We start from the raw sequence: 17,339 nt of genomic DNA, 5'->3' as shown, positions 1-17,339 counted from the left end.
ACTTGCTATTATTTATGGTTTTTATGCCCTAAGGGCGGAGTCAGACGAGAACGACGGGCCCGGCGCGAATGCCTTGCACCTGAGCCACCCACAGGCCGGTCTGGTGCCGCGCCAGCGTTGGCAGCACCTCAAGGTGGGTGTGGCGAATGATGGTCGGCGGCTTCGGCTCATGCGTCAGCAGCGCATTGAGGGTAGACAGCAGCGCCAGTTGCGCTACCTGCAAAGGCGGTTCCGCTTCGGCTTCGCTCTCCTGTACCCGCGCATAAACCGCCTGCGGCGCCAACGCGAAAGAGAGATGACGAATGACGGTGCGCAGTGCATGCTGCTGCCAATAATCTACGCTGAAGGTAGGGCGGCGGTGCGCGTCCTGCAGCAGGGCCAGGCTGTTGAAGGTGCCGTTGGCCGAATTTTGCCGGTTAAGGCTGGACGACGTATTCGGCAGTGCGGCCTGATCGGGAGCGCCGGACAAATTGGAAGACGCGCCAAGCGTGGCCGCAACCATCCCTAACAGGAGATGGGGCCAGAAATAACGTCTGCCAAATTGTCGCCAACGATTTAGAATACCGATCACGAGTTTATAATCCGCCGGAGCCCATTATGCGCGATAGCCGTCCACAATTATTAGATGTCCTGTTCGACGACGCGTCTGCCGGCAGCAAAGGGCCGCTGCATAACGTCCAGCAACGCGCGGTGGCGCTGCTCAAGCTTAACCGTGCAGTGAAGGGCCTGTTGCCCGCTCCCCTGCATCCCTGGTGCCGCGTCGCGAATTTCCGACAGGGTATTTTAGTGCTCGAAACGGCAAATGCCAGTTGGATGATGCGCTTGCGCTACGAACAACCCGCTTTGCTGTCTGCACTACGAGCGCAAATTCTACCATCATTGTCGTCGATCGACATCAGGATTAATCCGGCCTTGATGGCGAAAGGCAGCAACCAGGTGCAAAACGCCGAGAAAGCGCCGGAAAAACCCGTGCCGATGCGGCATTTGAGTCTGGAAAGTGCGGAAGAGCTGAGAGGATTGGCGAGCCGTAGCCCGGAGAAACTGCGCAAGATATTGGAACGGCTGGCTGCATTGGCCGGAGAGGGTACCAACACAACCAGTCGTGATAAGTAATCAGCGACACAACTGCAAAACATCAGACGGCATCACGAGCCTGAATTCTCAGGCTCTCAGAGGATGCGCCTGCCGTTATTCGCAGCAGGCGAGGAATTCAGACCTTACGCCAATACGGTAGACGGTGCCTTGAATGCCAACGGCATTTCGGCTTCGTCCTGGAAGGTCACGTATTCCCACGCTTCCTGCTTGGCCAGTACGGCCTGCAGCAGTTTGTTGTTCAGCGCGTGCCCAGACTTGAACGCGGTGAACGCGCCAATGATGTTGTGGCCGCACATGAACAGGTCGCCGATGGCGTCCAGCATTTTGTGACGTACGAACTCGTCTTCGAAACGCAGACCGTCTTCGTTCAGCACGCGGTAGTCATCTACCACGATGGCGCAATCGAAGCTGCCGCCCAGGGCCAAGCCGCGGGACTGCAGATATTCGATATCGCGCATGAACCCGAAGGTGCGCGCGCGGCTGATTTGACGCACGAACGACTCAGCCGAGAAATCAAGACGGTAGCGCTGAGAGCTGGCGTCGATAGCCGGGTGGTTGAAGTCGATGGTGAAGTCCAGGCGGAACCCGTTATGCGGGGACAGCTCGGCCCATTTGTCGCCATCTTCAACACGCACAGTCTCTTTCAGACGCAGGAATTTCTTCGCCGAGTTCAGTTCTTCGATGCCGGCATCCAGCAGCAAGAACACGAACGGACTGGCGCTGCCGTCCATGATTGGGATTTCAGCGGCGTCGACTTCGATGACGATATTGTCGATGCCCAGCCCAGCCAGCGCGGCGTTGAGGTGCTCAACGGTCGAAATACGCACGTCATGCTCATTCACCAGGCAAGTACAGAGCATGGTATCACGCACGGATTTTGCATCAGCCGGAAAATCAACCGGTGGATTCAAGTCAGTGCGACGATAGATGACCCCGGTATTAGCCGGCGCTGGGCGCATTGTCAGCGTGACTTTCTTGCCGGTATGCAAACCGACGCCAGTCGCCTGAACAATACGTTTTAATGTCCTTTGTTTGATCATCGTTTTATCTCGCAATGTTATCCATCCTACCAGCCAAGCATACAGCATGGCCGGCGGGACAGTTTAGCACAAAGAGCGGAGATTCCAAATTCTCAGGATATTCTTAGTCTGCCTGTTTACGCAGGAAGGCTGGAATATCAAGATAGTCGGGCTCTTTATTCGGCTGCGCAGCTTGGTCGTTGACCACCTTGGCGGCAGGTTTCACTTCCTGCGGCAGAGGCGACATGCCGTGCTGCTGATAACGGTGATCCATCACTGGCTGGCTGGCCTGCTTATTGGTCACCAGAGTGATTTCAGGACGCTTGTCCATACCGATACCGGTTGCAACCACGGTAACGCGCAGTTCGTCGTTCATTTCCGGATCCAGCGAGGTACCGATAACCACGGTAGCGTTGTCGGAAGCGAACGCACGGATGGTGTTACCCACAGTTTCGAACTCATCCAGACGCAGATCGAAGCCAGCGGTAATGTTGACCAGCACGCCGCGCGCGCCGGACAGGTCGATGTCTTCCAGCAGCGGGCTGGAGATCGCCATTTCGGCCGCTTCTTCGGCGCGGTCTTCACCGCAAGCCACGCCGGAACCCATCATCGCGTAGCCCATTTCGGACATCACGGTGCGCACGTCGGCGAAGTCGACGTTCATCAGGCCCGGACGGGTGATCAGCTCGGCGATACCCTGCACCGCGCCTTTCAGCACGTCGTTGGCCGCGCCGAACGCGTCCAGCAGAGAGATGCCGCGCCCCAGAACTTTCAACAGCTTGTCGTTCGGGATGGTGATCAGCGAGTCCACGTGTTTGGACAGTTCAGCGATACCCTGCTCCGCGAATGCCATGCGCTTCTTGCCTTCGAAGTTGAAAGGCTTGGTCACCACGGCCACGGTCAGAATACCCAAATCTTTAGCCACTTCAGCCACCACTGGCGCCGCACCGGTACCGGTACCGCCGCCCATGCCGGCTGCGATGAAGACCATGTCTGCGCCGTCCAGCGCTGCGCGCAGGGCTTCGCGGTCTTCTTCCGCTGAATTGCGACCCACCTCAGGGTTCGCGCCCGCACCCAGACCTTTGGTAATACCACTACCAATCTGGATGGTTTGGCCAACCGCCGTTTTGCGGAGCGCCTGGGCGTCCGTGTTCACAGCGAAGAATTCAACACCTTCGATGCGCTCGCGCACCATGTGTTCAACGGCGTTGCCACCGCCGCCGCCGACGCCGATGACTTTAATCACCGCGTCATTGGTTAGTTCCATTGGTTCAAACATAGTTTCTCTCCGTTTTGTGCCTGTCGCTGCGAGATCATAAAAAGATTACTCAGCATGATCTCTTTGTTGAAACATTAAAACTCTTTTCTCAGCCAGCTATTGATGCGTTTAAACCAATTGCCCACCGAGGCGCGTTTTTCTACTTCTGTCTCACCGCTCAGGTGAGACTCTTTTCCATAGTGCAGCAGACCTACCGCCGTCGAGTAGTAAGGCTCCTGCGCATAATCCGTCAGACCCGTGATGTTCAAGGGTTGGCCGATGCGTACCTGAGTGTGGAACACCCGTTGCGCACAGGCTGCCAGGCCATCAATCTGGGCGGCGCCACCGGTCAGCACGATACCTGCCGCCAGATGATGCTTCACCCCTTGCTGACGCAGTTGCTCCTGCAATTGCAAAATTTCATCGTTAACCAGATTCAACAGTTCGGTGTAGCGTGGCTCAATGACTTCAGCCAGCGTCTGTCTTTGCAGACTGCGCGGAGGACGTCCCCCGACGCTAGGCACCTCTACATTCTCATCCTTGCTAACAATCGACCCAAGCGCACAACCGTGTCGAACTTTAATCGCTTCCGCATCGGTCGGCGGCGTGCCGAAGGCGTAGGCGATATCGCTGGTGACCACGTTCCCGGCATAAGGGATCACTTTGGTGTGGCGCAGCGCACCGCCGGTATACACCGCCATATCCATGGTGCCGCCGCCGATATCCACCACGCAAACGCCGAGTTCGCGTTCATCTTCGGTCAGCACCGCGTAGCTCGCGGCCAGACCGGCGAAAATAAGTTGGTCAACTTTCAGGCCGCAACGTTCCACGGCCTTGACGATGTTCTTCGCCATATCGTTATGGCAGGTAATCAGATGCACCTTGGCCTGCATGCGCACGCCGGACAGCCCAACCGGGTTTTTGATGCCTTCCTGATAATCGATGGCGTATTCCTGAGGAATCACGTGCAGGATACGGTGTTCGTCGCGCACGCGCACCGATTTGGCGGTGTGCACCACATTCTCCACGTCGTCCTGCGTCACTTCCTCTTCCGAGATCGGCACCATGCCGATTTCGTTCTGGCAGCTGATGTGTTTGCCCGACAGCGCCAGGTACACCGAAGAGATCTGGCAGTCCGCCATCAGCTCGGCCTGATCGATGGCGCGCTGTACGCACTTCACCACCGATTCCAGGTCGTTTACGCCACCCTTATCCATACCGCGAGACGGGCAGCTGCCCACCCCGATAATGTTGACCATGCCATCGGGCAGAACTTCCCCTACCAACGCGGAGACTTTTGCAGTACCGATCTCCAGTCCAACTACCAGTTTTCTGTCCGTCGACTTGATCATTGTTGTTTTGCCTGTGCCTGATTCTGTTGCTGATTACTGTTTTGCTGACCGCCAAGCGCCTGCGGATCGACCAACACCGGAGCCCACCCTACCGAAGCGCCGGACTCGTAGCGCAGATCGACATAGCTGACACGCTTGCTCTCCGCCTGGCCCTGCTGCTGCAATACCGGGTAAAGCTCGATAAACCGCTGCAAACGCCCGTTGCGGTCATCGCGCCCCAGCTCAAGCCGGACATCGTTGTCCAGCGCCAGCTGCCAGGAATGGCGCGCGGTCATCGCCGCCATTTTCAGCGTATATTTGCTGGCCGCCAACGTGGCGCTCATCGCCCGATAGCCTTCCAGCACATCCTGCTCGCTCCCTTCCGGCCCGTAGAGCAGCGGCAACTTCTGCTTGCCCGCCCGCTCCGCCGGTACGCTGAACGCTTTGCCCTCGGCGTCCACCATGTGCAAATCGTTCCAGCGCGCCACCGGGACGTACTCCACCAGATGGATCTTCAGCTCATCCGGCCATTGTTTGCGCACGCTGGCCTGCTTGATCCACGGCAGACGTTCGATCTGCTGCTGGATGACGTCCACATCCTGCGTCATAAAGGTGCCGGGTGCGCCCAGCGCCAGGATCGCCTGACGAATATCATCGTTGGTGGTGTAATGGCGTTCGCCGGTCACCACCAGCCTTGAGAGCGGCAGGCGGCTGGCGTCTTTCATCCAGCCAAGCACCGCCCAACCGCTCCACACGACCGTTCCCAACACCATCAGCAGGAAAATCATTCCCGCCAACTGGGTTCCATTGCTGCGGCGCGGGCCGTTATCCACCTCGCGATCGCGCGCATTCAGGGCAGCTTGCGACATATCAGTCGGCCAACTCCAAAATTCTCGCCACCAACTGCGAGAAGCTTAATCCAAACTGGCGCGCCGCCATCGGCACCAGGCTATGACTGGTCATGCCCGGAGAGGTGTTCACCTCAAGCAGATAGAAGCGACCATCGCTGTCTTGCATCACGTCGACGCGGCCCCAGCCGCTGCAGTCCAGACCGCGGTAGGCGCGCAGCGCCAACGCCGCCATCTCAGCTTCCTGCTCGGCGCTCAAACCGCTCGGGCAGAAGTACTGCGTATCGTCCGAAATGTACTTGGCCTGGTAGTCATAAAACACGCCGGCCGGCTGGATGCGGATCGATGGCAGAACCTGGTCGCCCAGCATCGCTACGGTGTATTCCGGGCCGCTCAGCCACTTCTCCACCAGCACGTCGTCGTCATGGCGGAAGGCCTCTTCCAATGCCGCTGCCAACGCCGCGCTTTCGGTGACCTTGCTCATGCCGACGCTGGAGCCTTCGCGGCTCGGCTTGACGATCAGCGGCAAACCGAGATCCGCCACGCGCGCCAGCAGCGCCGCTTTTTCGGCGCCGAGGTACAGCTGGCGATTCAGCGCCACGTAAGGCGCTACCGGCAAGCCCATCGACTGCCACACCATCTTGGTGCGCCATTTGTCCATGGTCAGCGCCGAGGCCATTACGCCGCTGCCGGTATAAGGCAGCTCGAGGAACTCCAGCAGCCCCTGCAGGGTGCCGTCCTCGCCGCCGCGGCCGTGCAGCGCGATAAACACTTTGGTGAACCCTTGATCTTTCAGCTGGGTCACCGGGAAATCGCGGGTGTCGACGCCGTGCGCATCGATACCGGCTTCGCGCAACCCGGCCAGCACCGCGGCGCCGGATTGCAGAGAAACTTCGCGTTCGGCGGAGGTGCCGCCCAGCAGAACTGCAACTTTATCAGCCATGGTGCTCCTCCTCTTTCTTCGGCGGCTGCAGCTTCAGCTCGGCCAGTTTACGGGCGATTTTGCCCACGTTGCCGGCGCCTTGCACCAGCACCAGGTCTTCATCCTGCAGCAGCTGCGCCAGGGTTTCCGGCACGCTATCGGCATCGGAAACCAGGATCGGATCCAGCTTGCCGCGGCTGCGGATGGTGCGGCACAGCGAACGGCTGTCCGCGCCCGGGATCGGCGCTTCGCCGGCGGCGTACACGTCAAGCATCAGCAGCACATCCACCTGCGACAGCACGTTGGCGAAATCGTCGTACAGATCGCGGGTGCGCGTATAACGGTGCGGCTGGAAGATCATCACCAGACGCTTGTCCGGCCAGCCGGCGCGCGCCGCTTTCAGCGTGGCGTCCACCTCGGTCGGATGGTGGCCGTAATCGTCCACCAGCATCGCGCTGCCCGCTTTGCCGTTGACTGGTTCCAGCGGGAACTCGCCGAGGAAATCGAAGCGGCGCCCGGTGCCCTGGAAGCCCGCCAGCGCGCGCAGGATATCTTCGTCGTCGATGCCTTCTTCGGTCGCTACCGCCACCGCCGCCGCTGCGTTCAACGCATTGTGGCGGCCCGGCGCGTTCAGCGTCACCGTCAGCAACGGTTTGCCCTGACGGCTCAGGGTAAAGTGCCCCTGCGGCCCAATCTGCCGGTAGTCTTCGATGCGCACATCGGCATCCTCACTGAAGCCGTAGGTGGTGATATGGCGCCCCACGCGCGGCAACAGCTCACGCACCACCGGATCGTCAATGCACATCACCGCACGGCCGTAGAACGGCAGGTTGTGCAAGAAATTGATAAACGTCTGCTTCAGGTTCTCGAAGTCGCCCTGGTACGTGTCCATGTGGTCGGCTTCAATGTTGGTGACCACGGCCACCATCGGCTGCAGATGCAGGAACGACGCATCGCTCTCATCCGCTTCCGCGATCAGATAACGGCTGGACCCCAGTCGTGCGTGGGTACCCGCCGCCTTCACCAGCCCGCCGTTGACGAAGGTCGGGTCCAGGCGGGCTTCGGCATAAATGCTCGAGACCATCGCCGTGGTGGTGGTTTTGCCGTGCGTGCCGGCAATAGCGATGCCGTGACGAAAACGCATCAGCTCCGCCAGCATTTCAGCGCGGCGGATCACCGGGATGCGCGCTTCACGAGCGGCGACGATCTCCGGGTTGTCGGCGGAGATGGCGGTAGAGACCACCACCACGCTCGCATCCAGCACGTTTTCCGGACGGTGATTGAAATAAATCGTCGCTCCGAGCGCGCTCAGCTGTTGGGTCACCGGATTCGGCGCCAGGTCGGAGCCGCTGATCTGATACCCTTCGTTTGCCAACACTTCGGCGATACCACCCATGCCGGCGCCACCGATGCCGACAAAGTGAATGTGCCGGACGCGACGCATCTCGGGCACGATAGTACGTAGTTTCGCCAGTTGTTGTGTATTCATCACTCTCTCTAATCCGGATCCGGTACCCCGGCCCTACATCACATTGCTTTTATTCAGGTTCGGCGCACCGAACCCCTGCACTCGTTACTTGGCGAGCCGCACCAGCTCCGCCGCCACGCGCTCGGTGGCGTCCGGAATGGCGACCGCGCGCGCTTTCTCGGCCATGGCCAGCAGCGTCTTGCGATCCCAGCTCGCCAGCAGTTCGGCCACCACATCGGCGTTGAACTGCGGCTGTTCGATAATCTTCGCCGCGCCGGCTTCTTCCAGCGGACGCGCATTCCAGTACTGCTGGCGGTCCTTGTGCATGAACGGCACGAAAATCGCCGGCAGCCCCGCCGCCGCGATTTCGCTGACGGTCAACGCGCCGGAGCGGCAGACCACCACGTCGGCCCAGGCATAGGCGGCGGCCATGTCGTCGATGAACTCGGTCACCTTGTGCTGCGTCTGCCCTACCCTTTCGTAATCGCGCAGCACCGTTTCCAGCGCGCCCTTGCCAACCTGATGCCAGAGCGTAATTCTATCGCCCAAACGCGCCGCGACTTCAGGAACTGTCTGATTCAGCACGCGCGCGCCCTGACTTCCGCCAATCACCAGCACGCGGATCGGGCCTTCGCGCCCCTGCAACCGCTCCGCCGGCAACGGCAGCGCCAACACGTCGGTGCGCACCGGGTTGCCCACCACCTCGGCGTTCGGGAACGCGCCGGGGAAGGCCTGCATCACTTTGGCGGCGATGCGCGCCAGCCAGCGGTTGGTCAAGCCGGCAATGCCGTTCTGTTCGTGCAGCACCACCGGGATGCCACACTGCCAGGCCGCCAGGCCGCCGGGGCCGGAAACGTAGCCCCCCATCCCCAGCACCACATCCGGCTGATAACTGCGCATGATGGCTTTCGCCTGCCGCACTGCCTGCCAGATCCGCAGCGGCGCCGTCAACTGGGCCTTCAGGCCCTTGCCGCGCAGGCCGGAGATGCGGATAAAATCAATCTCGATCCCGTGCTTCGGCACCAGATCGGCTTCCATTCGGTCTGCGGTTCCGAGCCAGCGCACCTGCCAGCCCTGCGCCATCAGATGATGCGCGACCGCCAGCCCCGGGAACACGTGCCCGCCGGTACCGCCTGCCATCACCATTAAACGCTTAGGTTTCCCGCTCATCCCTTACCTCTTCACAAACGCCTGAGCCTTGGTCAGGCGCGTTTCATAATCAATTCGCAGCAACAGCACGATCGCCGTCGACATAATCAGCAAGCTCGAGCCGCCGTAACTGATCAGCGGCAGCGTCAGACCTTTGGTCGGCAGCATGCCTGCGGCGGCGCCGACGTTAACCAGCGCCTGGAAGCTGAACCACACGCCGATCGCGCAGGCCAGGAAGCCGGAGAAGCGTTGGTCGATCTCCAACGCGCGGCGCCCGATGGACATCGCGCGAAAAGCGACGAAGAATACCATTAACAGGGCTAAAACCACACCGATATAGCCCAGTTCTTCACCCAAAATGGAGAAGATGAAGTCGGTGTGCGCTTCCGGCAAATACTCCAGTTTCTGCACCGAGTTGCCGAGCCCCTGCCCCCAGAACTCGCCGCGACCGAATGCCATCAGCGACTGGGTCAGCTGGTAGCCGCTGCCGAACGGGTCGGCCCACGGGTTCCAGAACGAGGTCACGCGGCGCATACGGTAGGGTTCCGCGATAATCAGCAGCACCACGGCGAACACGCCGGAGCCGATGATCGCCAGGAACTGCCACATTTTCGCGCCGGCCAGGAACAGCATCGCCAGCGTGGTGATGAACAGCACCACCACGGTGCCGAGGTCCGGCTGCGCCAGCAGCAGCACCGCCAGCACCACCATCACGCCCATCGGCTTGCAGAAGCCCCAGAAGTTGCTGCGCACCTCTTCCACCTTGCGCACCAGATAGCTCGCCAGATAGCAGAACAGCGACAGCTTGGACAGCTCCGCCGGCTGAATACGCAGCGGGCCGAGCGCGATCCAGCGCGAGGCCCCGTTTACCGAGCTCCCCACCACCAGGACGATCAGCAGCATCACGATCGACATCAGCAGCATCACGTTGCTGTAGCGCTGCCAAACTTCCATCGGGATGCGCAGCGTCACCAGCGACAGGCCGAACGCCAGGCCGAGGTACAACGCATCACGCTTGGCGAACAGGAACGGATCGTCCGCCAGGCGCTGGCCGATCGGCATCGACGCCGAAGTCACCATCACGAAGCCGATGATCGCCAACCCGAAGGTCAGCCACAGCAGGGTGCGATCGTACAGCACCATGTTGACCGCGTCGTTGTCACGCGCGCCGGTCACCCAGTCTTTCATCCGCTCTGTCAGCCCGAAGTTCGGCAAGCGTAGTTTCATCCGCCAAGCTCCTGCGCCAGGCGGGCGAACTCATCGCCGCGCACTTCAAAATTACGGAACTGATCGAGACTGGCGCAGGCCGGCGACAACAGCACCATATCGCCGGGCTGTACGCGGCCGGCGATGGTGCGCATCGCCTGCTCCATGGTCTCGGTCAGCGTCGCCACTTCCGGCCGCAGCTGCGCCAGCTGGGCGCCGTCGCGGCCAAAGCAGTACAGACGCACGTTGTCGCCCTGCAGATAGCGCGCCAGCGGCGAGAAATCGGCGGACTTGCCGTCGCCGCCCAGCAGCAGATGCAGCGTGCCGTCCACCTGCAGGCCGTTCAGCGCCGCTTCGGTGCTGCCGACGTTGGTGGCTTTGGAATCGTTGATCCAACGCACGCCGTTGTTCTCCCAGGCCAGCTGGAAGCGGTGCGCCAGGCCGGTGAAGGTGGTCAACGCCTTCAGGCTGGAGGCACGCGGGATATTGACCGCATCCGCCAACGCCAGCGCCGCCAGGGCGTTGGTGTAGTTGTGGCGGCCGGTCAGCTTCATCTCGCGCGTATTCAGCACCTTCTCACCGCGCACCCGCAGCCAGGTTTCGCCCTGCTGACGGTTCAGGTGATAGTCGCCCACGTCCGCCCCGAAGCTGACGCAGCGTTCGTCGGCGCCGCGCACCGGCATGGTCAGCGCATCGTCCGCGTTCACCACGCACACCGCAGCGTTTTCATACACGCGCAGCTTGGCGCCGCGATACTGCTGCAGGCCAAATGGATAACGATCCATATGATCTTCGGTCACGTTCAGGATGGTCGCCGCCGCCGCTCGCAGGCTATACGTCGTTTCCAACTGGAAGCTGGACAGCTCCAGCACGTAAAGCTGACATTCCTGGCGCAGCAGGCTCAGCGCCGGCAGGCCGATATTGCCGCCTACGCCCACCGCCCAACCGGCGGCTTTCGCCATTTCGCCCACCAGGGTGGTGACGGTGCTCTTGCCGTTGGAGCCGGTGATCGCCACGATCGGCGCCTGCGCCTCGCGGCAGAACAGTTCGACGTCGCCGACGATTTCCACGCCGGCGTCCGCTGCGGCGCTCAATGCCGGGGTCGCCAACGCGATGCCCGGACTGGCGACGATCAGATCCGCCGCCAGCAGCCAGTCCTGATTCAAATCGCCCAAATGGCGCTCCACGCTTTCAGGCAGTTTGTCCAACCCTGGCGGCGCGATACGGGTATCCATCACGCGCGGCGTCACGCCGCGCGCCATGAAGAAATCGACACAGGACAGGCCGGTGAGGCCCAACCCGATGATGACGACTTTTCTACCCTGATAGTCTGCCATGATTAACGCACCTTCAGCGTTGCCAGGCCAATCAGCACTAGCATCAGCGAAATGATCCAGAAGCGCACGATCACGCGCGGCTCCGGCCAGCCTTTCAATTCATAGTGGTGGTGAATCGGCGCCATGCGGAAAATGCGTTGTCCGCGCAGCTTGAACGATCCCACCTGCAGGATCACCGACAGCGTCTCTACCACGAACACGCCGCCCATGATCACCAACAAGAACTCCTGGCGCAGCAGCACCGCGATGGTGCCCAGCGCGCCGCCCAGCGCCAGCGAACCGACGTCGCCCATAAACACCTGAGCCGGGTAGGTGTTGAACCACAGGAACCCGAGGCCGGCGCCGACGATGGCGGTGCAGACAATCACCAACTCACCGGCATGACGCAGATACGGAATATGCAGGTAGTTGGCGAAGTTCATGTTACCGGTCGCCCAGGCCACCAGCGCGAAACCGGCCGCCACGAATACCGTCGGCATAATCGCCAGGCCGTCCAGGCCGTCGGTCAGGTTGACCGCGTTGCTGGTGCCGACGATGACGAAATAGGCCAGCAGGATGTACAGCAGGCCCAGCTGCGGCATCACGTCCTTAAAGAACGGCACAACCAGCTCGGTGGCTGGCGTGTCTTTTCCTACGGCGTACATGGCGAATGCGACAATCAGCGCAATCACCGACTGCCAGAAATACTTCCAGCGGGCGATCAGTCCTTTGGTGTCCTTACGCACCACCTTGCGGTAGTCGTCGACGAAACCGACGATGCCGTAACCCACCAGCACAAACAGCACGCACCAGACATACGGGTTGGACGGGTAAGCCCACATCAGCACCGAAATGGTGATGGAGGTCAGGATCATGATGCCGCCCATGGTCGGCGTGCCGCGCTTGCTGAAGTGTGACTCGGGGCCGTCGTTGCGCACCACCTGACCGAAGGACATTTCTTGCAGGCGCTTGATCACCCGCGGGCCCATCCACAGCGACAGGAACAGCGCGGTCAGCAGGCTGACAATGGCTCGGAACGTCAGATAAGAAAAGACGTTGAAGCCTGAGTAATATTTGACCAAATGCTCGGCCAGCCAAACTAACATGGTGCTTTCTCCTGTAACGCGCGTACTACCTGCTCCATTGCGGCACTACGTGAACCTTTGATTAACACGGTGATGACCGCATGTTCCGACAGTAATTCCGCCACGCGCGCGATCACTGCTGTCTTGTCCTGATAATGTTCGCCGTTGCCGGAGGCTTCGCTCAGCACGCGGCTCAACCCGCCGACGCTGATCACTTTGTCGACCCCGGCCAGACGGGCGGCTTCGCCCACCTGACGGTGGCACTCTTCCGCTTCTGCGCCCAGCTCGGCCATATCGCCGACCACCATCACGCGGTAGCCCGGCATCTCCGCCAGCACCTGCGCCGCCGCGGTCATCGACCCGACGTTGGCGTTGTAGCTGTCGTCCAGCAGCAGCTTGCTTTCGGCCAGCGCCACCGGGAACAAACGTCCCGGCACCGCCTGCAATTGTTTTAACCCCTGACGCACCGCTTCCAGGGTGGCGCCTACCGACATCGCCAGCGCCGTGGCCGCCAGCGCGTTGGCCACGTTGTGGCGCCCCGGCAGCGGCAGTGCGATCTCGGCGCTGCCGAACGGGCTGTGCAGCGTAAACTGCGTGCCTGCGCCGTTCACCCGCACGTCGTCCGCGAAGAAGTCCACGCCTTCGGCGGCCTGTGGCGAGAAGCGCCAGACGGTTTTGCCGCCCAGCATGCTCTGCCAGTGCGGCCAGTCGTTGTTATCGGCGTTGATGATCGCCACGCCGTCGGCCGGCAGGCCGGTAAAGATTTCACCTTTCGCCTGGGCGACGCCGGCCAGCGAGCCGAAGCCTTCCAGGTGCGCGGCCGCCAGGTTGTTCACCAAAGCGGTCTGCGGACGCGTCAATGCGGTGGTGTAAGCAATTTCGCCAATGTGGTTAGCGCCCAGCTCTATCACGGCAAAATCATGCTGCGGCTCCAGACGCAACAGCGTCAGCGGCACGCCGATGTCGTTATTGAAGTTGCCGGCGGTATACAGCACTTCGCCGCATTCACGCAGAATGGCGGCGGTCATTTCTTTCACCGATGTCTTGCCCGAGGAACCGGTCAGCGCTACCACGCGCGCCGGCACCTGTTGACGCACCCAGGCGCCAAGCTGGCCCAGCGCCAGACGGGTGTCTTGCACCACCAGCTGCGGCGCGTCCACTGATAAGCGCTTACTGACCAGCAGTGCCCCGGCGCCTGCGGCTACGGCATCCGCCGCGAAGTCGTGCGCGTCGAAACGCTCGCCTTTCAGCGCCACAAACAGGCAACCGGCGGTCACCTTGCGGGTGTCTGTCGTCACCTCGACAATTTGGCAATCGGCGCCCACCAGTTCAGCGCTCAATACCTCAGCCAGTGTCTGAAGAGAGACAGGGATCATGCCAGCACCCCCAGCAGTCGGGCGACCGTCGTGCGGTCGGAGTAATCCAGGCGGCGGTTGCCCACCAGCTGATAATCTTCGTGGCCTTTGCCCGCCACCAGCACCACATCCTGCTCCTGCGCCTGCATGATGGCGCTGGTCACCGCTTCGGCGCGGCCGTGGATCACCAGCGCCTGCCCGGCGTCCAGCAATCCGGTCAGGATGTCGTTGATAATCGCGCGCGGCTCTTCGGTGCGCGGGTTGTCATCGGTGATCACCACGCGATCGGCGAACTGCTCGGCGATGCCGCCCATCAGCGGACGCTTGCCCTTGTCGCGATCGCCGCCGCAGCCGAACACACACCACAGCTGCCCCTGGCAGTGCAGACGCGCGGCTTCCAGCGCTTTCTCCAGCGCATCCGGCGTATGGGCGTAATCCACCACTACCGTCGGTTTGCCCGGCGCGTTAAACACTTCCATGCGGCCGCAGACCGGCTGCAGACGGCTGCCGGTTTCCACCAGCGCCTCCAGCGGGTAGCCCAACGACAGCAGCGTCGCCAATGCCAACAGCAGATTGCTGACGTTGAACGCGCCCATCAGGCGGCTTTCGATCTCGCCGTCGCCCCAGCTGGAGCTGAAACGAACAGTCGCGCCGTTGTCGTGATAGTCGACCGCCGTGGTTTTCAGCCAGCGGCCGTGGCAGCCCGGCTGCAGGTTGTCCTGCATCGTCACCGCTACCGCATCCGGCAATTTGCCGAGCCAGCGCTGACCGACTTCATCGTCGGCGTTGATGATCGCCTGCCCCACGTTGTGGGCGGCGAACAGCGACCATTTGGCCGCTTCGTAATTGGCCATATCACCGTGGTAATCCAGGTGATCGCGACTCAGGTTGGTGAAGACCGCCGCAGCGAACGGCAGCGCCGCTACCCGGTGTTGCACCAAACCGTGGGAAGAAACTTCCATGGCGGCGAAGGTCGCGCCCTGTTCCGCCAACTCGTTTAATACGTGTTGAACATCCACCGCAGAACCGGTGGTATTCTCGGTCGGACACACCTGGCCCAGCAGGCCGTTGCCGACGGTGCCCATCACCGCGCTGGTTTCGCCCAGCAGTTGGCTCCACTGCGCCAGCAGCTGCGTGGTGGTGGTTTTGCCGTTGGTGCCGGTCACGCCGACCAGGCGCAAGCGCTCGCCCGGCTGATGGTAAAAACGCCCGGCCAGCGCGGAAAGGCGCTGGTTCAGTTGGCTCAGGTAGATCACCGGCACGCCGTGCATCTCAACGATGGCGCCGTCTTCGGCCTGACCGTCAGCCTCGGCGATCACAGCGGCGACGCCCTGCGCGATGGCCTGCGGAATATAGCGGCGCCCATCCGTTTGATGGCCGACCACGGCGACAAACAGATCCCCGGCAGCCGCCACACGGCTGTCTAATGTCATTTCCCGCAGCGCGCGCCCGGGTGCCGTCGGCACCCACGGGGCGAGTAAGTCGCGCAAATTACGATCTGCCACCTGAACCCTCTTTCTTGTTAATCACTAATTCGCTTTTGTCACCGGTGGGCAATGCGTCAGGCTCGACGTTCATGGTGCGCAATACGCCGCCCATGATGGCGCCGAACACCGGCGCGGAGATTGCGCCACCATAGTATTTCCCACCCTGCGGGTCGTTGATGACGACCACCAGGGCAAAACGGGGGTTACTTGCCGGCGCGACGCCGGCGGTATAAGCGATGTATCGGTTGACGTATTTGCCGTCCGGGCCCACTTTTTTCGCGGTACCGGTTTTGATGGCGATACGGTATCCCTTGATGGCGGCTTTTACGCCGCCGCCGCCCGGCAAGGCCACGCTTTCCATCATGTGCACTACGGTGCGCACCAGAGGTTCAGGGAAAACGCGCTCGCCGGCGACCGGAGGGTCAACCTTGGTGATCGACAATGGGCGATACACGCCCAGGCTGCCGATCGTTGCATAGACTCGCGCCAACTGTAACGGAGTTACCATCAGCCCGTAGCCGAAAGAGAAGGTGGCCCTCTCTATGTCAGACCACCGTTGTTTTTTTGGGTATATGCCACTGCTTTCTCCGACCAGCCCCAAATTGGTCGCTTTTCCCAGCCCAAAGCGAGAGTAAGTATCTACTAACGCTGAGGACGGCATCGCTAACGCCAGCTTTGAAACACCGACGTTACTCGACTTCTGCAAGATCCCGGTCAATGACAGCTCCGAGTACCGCGCCACGTCTTTGATCTCGTGGCCCTGAATGCGATACGGGATGGTGTTCAGCACGCTGTTTTCTCTCACCACGCCGTTTTGCAGCGCGGTCATCACCACCATTGGCTTCACGGTTGAACCAGGTTCAAAAATATCGGTGATAGCACGGTTACGCATGGTTTCTTTCGGCGTACCGGCCATGTTGTTCGGGTTGTAAGACGGGCTGTTGGCCATCGCCAGCACTTCGCCGGTGTTCACGTCGATCAGCACCGCAGTGCCCGATTCGGCCTTGTTGAACGCCACGGCGTTGTTCAGCTCGCGATACACCAGCGCCTGCAGGCGCTCATCGACGCTCAGCACCAGGTTGTGCGCCGCCTGGCTGTCGACGGAGGAGATGTCTTCGATCACCCGGCCGAAACGATCCTTACGCACCGTTCTCTCGCCCGGTTGCCCGGTCAGCCAGCGGTCGAAGCTCTTCTCGACGCCTTCGATGCCTTGCCCGTCGATGTTGGTCACGCCGATGATGTGCGACGTCACCTGCCCCGCCGGATAGTAACGGCGCGACTCCTGCCGCAGGTAGATCCCCGGCAGCTTGAGTTTGTGGATGTAGTCGCCGATCGCCGGGTTAACCTGGCGCGCCAGATAAACGAAGCGCCCTTTCGGGTTGGCGTTGATGCGGTTGGAGAGTTGGTCCAGCGGGATGTTCAGCGCATCGGAAAGCGCTTTCCAACGGCTGTCCAGCGTGATGCCGCCGCGCTCGTTCAGCTCTTTCGGATCGGCCCACACCGCATTGACCGGCACGCTGACCGCCAACGGACGGCCGGCGCGATCGCTGATCATGCCGCGCGCGGTCGGCACTTCCTGCACGCGCAGCGAACGCATGTCGCCTTCTTTCACCAGACGATCGGGGTTGATGACCTGCAGGTACGCGACGCGCAACATCAGGCCAACCATCGCCAGCAAAATGCAGCCGCACAGCAACGCAAAACGCCAGCTGACAAAGCTGGCCTGATCTTCCTGGCGTCTCAACTTACCGGGGCGCGCTGCTTTCATGCGTTTCCTTTCTACTCCGTGTCATTATTCCG

At 61.3% G+C, this 17,339-nt stretch carries 15 protein-coding genes; 1 reads left to right on the top strand and 14 read right to left on the bottom strand.

The genetic code is table 11. The features are described 5' to 3' along the window. Positions 1 to 40: 40 nt before the first annotated feature. Positions 41 to 571 (bottom strand): secA translation cis-regulator SecM, encoded by a 531-nt coding sequence (secM, locus tag AC2CGQ_RS18485; protein WP_004932747.1) that lies wholly within the window; start codon positions 569 to 571, stop codon positions 41 to 43. Positions 572 to 597: 26 nt separating this feature from the next. On the opposite strand from secM, the gene AC2CGQ_RS18480 reads away from it, so the two are divergent. Continuing rightward, complete coding sequence (locus tag AC2CGQ_RS18480; RefSeq protein WP_004932751.1) at positions 598 to 1,113, top strand: DUF721 domain-containing protein; 516 nt, start codon at positions 598 to 600, stop codon at positions 1,111 to 1,113. A 104-nt stretch (positions 1,114 to 1,217) separates the two neighbouring features. Here AC2CGQ_RS18480 and lpxC read toward each other — a convergent pair whose 3' ends face one another. The 13 genes from lpxC to AC2CGQ_RS18415 all read right to left on the bottom strand — a co-directional run bounded on the left by lpxC (position 1,218) and on the right by AC2CGQ_RS18415 (position 17,307). Further along, on the bottom strand, positions 1,218 to 2,135 hold the full coding sequence (gene lpxC / locus AC2CGQ_RS18475; protein WP_004932754.1) for a UDP-3-O-acyl-N-acetylglucosamine deacetylase: 918 nt from the start codon (positions 2,133 to 2,135) through the stop codon (positions 1,218 to 1,220). A gap of 103 nt (positions 2,136 to 2,238) precedes the next feature. Next, the gene (gene ftsZ / locus AC2CGQ_RS18470; protein ID WP_004932757.1) at positions 2,239 to 3,393 is read right to left on the bottom strand and encodes a cell division protein FtsZ; all 1,155 of its coding nucleotides are present in this window, start codon (positions 3,391 to 3,393) and stop codon (positions 2,239 to 2,241) included. Positions 3,394 to 3,467: 74 nt separating this feature from the next. Then, entirely contained in the window at positions 3,468 to 4,724 is a 1,257-nt protein-coding gene (gene ftsA, locus AC2CGQ_RS18465) for a cell division protein FtsA (protein ID WP_004932758.1), read from the bottom strand. Next, on the bottom strand, positions 4,721 to 5,572 hold the full coding sequence (gene ftsQ / locus AC2CGQ_RS18460) for a cell division protein FtsQ (RefSeq protein WP_004932761.1): 852 nt from the start codon (positions 5,570 to 5,572) through the stop codon (positions 4,721 to 4,723). The genes ftsA and ftsQ overlap by 4 nt, the downstream gene beginning before the upstream one ends. Position 5,573: 1 nt before the next feature. Continuing rightward, on the bottom strand, positions 5,574 to 6,494 hold the full coding sequence (locus AC2CGQ_RS18455) for a D-alanine--D-alanine ligase (protein WP_021505336.1): 921 nt from the start codon (positions 6,492 to 6,494) through the stop codon (positions 5,574 to 5,576). Beyond that, the gene (murC, locus tag AC2CGQ_RS18450) at positions 6,487 to 7,962 is read right to left on the bottom strand and encodes a UDP-N-acetylmuramate--L-alanine ligase (RefSeq protein WP_484593814.1); all 1,476 of its coding nucleotides are present in this window, start codon (positions 7,960 to 7,962) and stop codon (positions 6,487 to 6,489) included. The genes AC2CGQ_RS18455 and murC overlap by 8 nt, the downstream gene beginning before the upstream one ends. Before the next feature lie 84 nt (positions 7,963 to 8,046). Continuing rightward, positions 8,047 to 9,111 (bottom strand): undecaprenyldiphospho-muramoylpentapeptide beta-N-acetylglucosaminyltransferase, encoded by a 1,065-nt coding sequence (murG, locus tag AC2CGQ_RS18445; protein WP_004932773.1) that lies wholly within the window; start codon positions 9,109 to 9,111, stop codon positions 8,047 to 8,049. 3 nt (positions 9,112 to 9,114) lie between these two features. Next, positions 9,115 to 10,317 (bottom strand): cell division protein FtsW, encoded by a 1,203-nt coding sequence (gene ftsW / locus AC2CGQ_RS18440; RefSeq protein WP_004932776.1) that lies wholly within the window; start codon positions 10,315 to 10,317, stop codon positions 9,115 to 9,117. Then, positions 10,314 to 11,633 (bottom strand): UDP-N-acetylmuramoyl-L-alanine--D-glutamate ligase, encoded by a 1,320-nt coding sequence (gene murD, locus AC2CGQ_RS18435; RefSeq protein WP_351005524.1) that lies wholly within the window; start codon positions 11,631 to 11,633, stop codon positions 10,314 to 10,316. Before murD ends, ftsW begins: the two co-directional genes overlap by 4 nt. Before the next feature lie 2 nt (positions 11,634 to 11,635). Further along, positions 11,636 to 12,718 carry a phospho-N-acetylmuramoyl-pentapeptide-transferase gene (mraY, locus tag AC2CGQ_RS18430; RefSeq protein WP_004932782.1) on the bottom strand — a complete coding sequence of 361 codons (1,083 nt, stop codon included), beginning with the start codon at positions 12,716 to 12,718 and terminating at the stop codon, positions 11,636 to 11,638. Continuing rightward, complete coding sequence (gene murF / locus AC2CGQ_RS18425; protein ID WP_049277355.1) at positions 12,712 to 14,073, bottom strand: UDP-N-acetylmuramoyl-tripeptide--D-alanyl-D-alanine ligase; 1,362 nt, start codon at positions 14,071 to 14,073, stop codon at positions 12,712 to 12,714. The genes mraY and murF overlap by 7 nt, the downstream gene beginning before the upstream one ends. Next, positions 14,070 to 15,557: a UDP-N-acetylmuramoyl-L-alanyl-D-glutamate--2,6-diaminopimelate ligase gene (gene murE / locus AC2CGQ_RS18420; RefSeq protein WP_015376646.1), complete on the bottom strand. Its 1,488-nt coding sequence runs from the start codon at positions 15,555 to 15,557 to the stop codon at positions 14,070 to 14,072. Before murE ends, murF begins: the two co-directional genes overlap by 4 nt. Next, the gene (locus tag AC2CGQ_RS18415) at positions 15,544 to 17,307 is read right to left on the bottom strand and encodes a peptidoglycan glycosyltransferase FtsI (RefSeq protein ID WP_004932790.1); all 1,764 of its coding nucleotides are present in this window, start codon (positions 17,305 to 17,307) and stop codon (positions 15,544 to 15,546) included. The genes murE and AC2CGQ_RS18415 overlap by 14 nt, the downstream gene beginning before the upstream one ends. Positions 17,308 to 17,339 lie beyond the last annotated feature (32 nt).

It is taken from the genome of Serratia sp. DFXYC6 (assembly GCF_057196085.1).
Note: the sequence above shows the minus strand (reverse complement) of the source record. Positions and strands in the feature narration are given on the sequence as shown.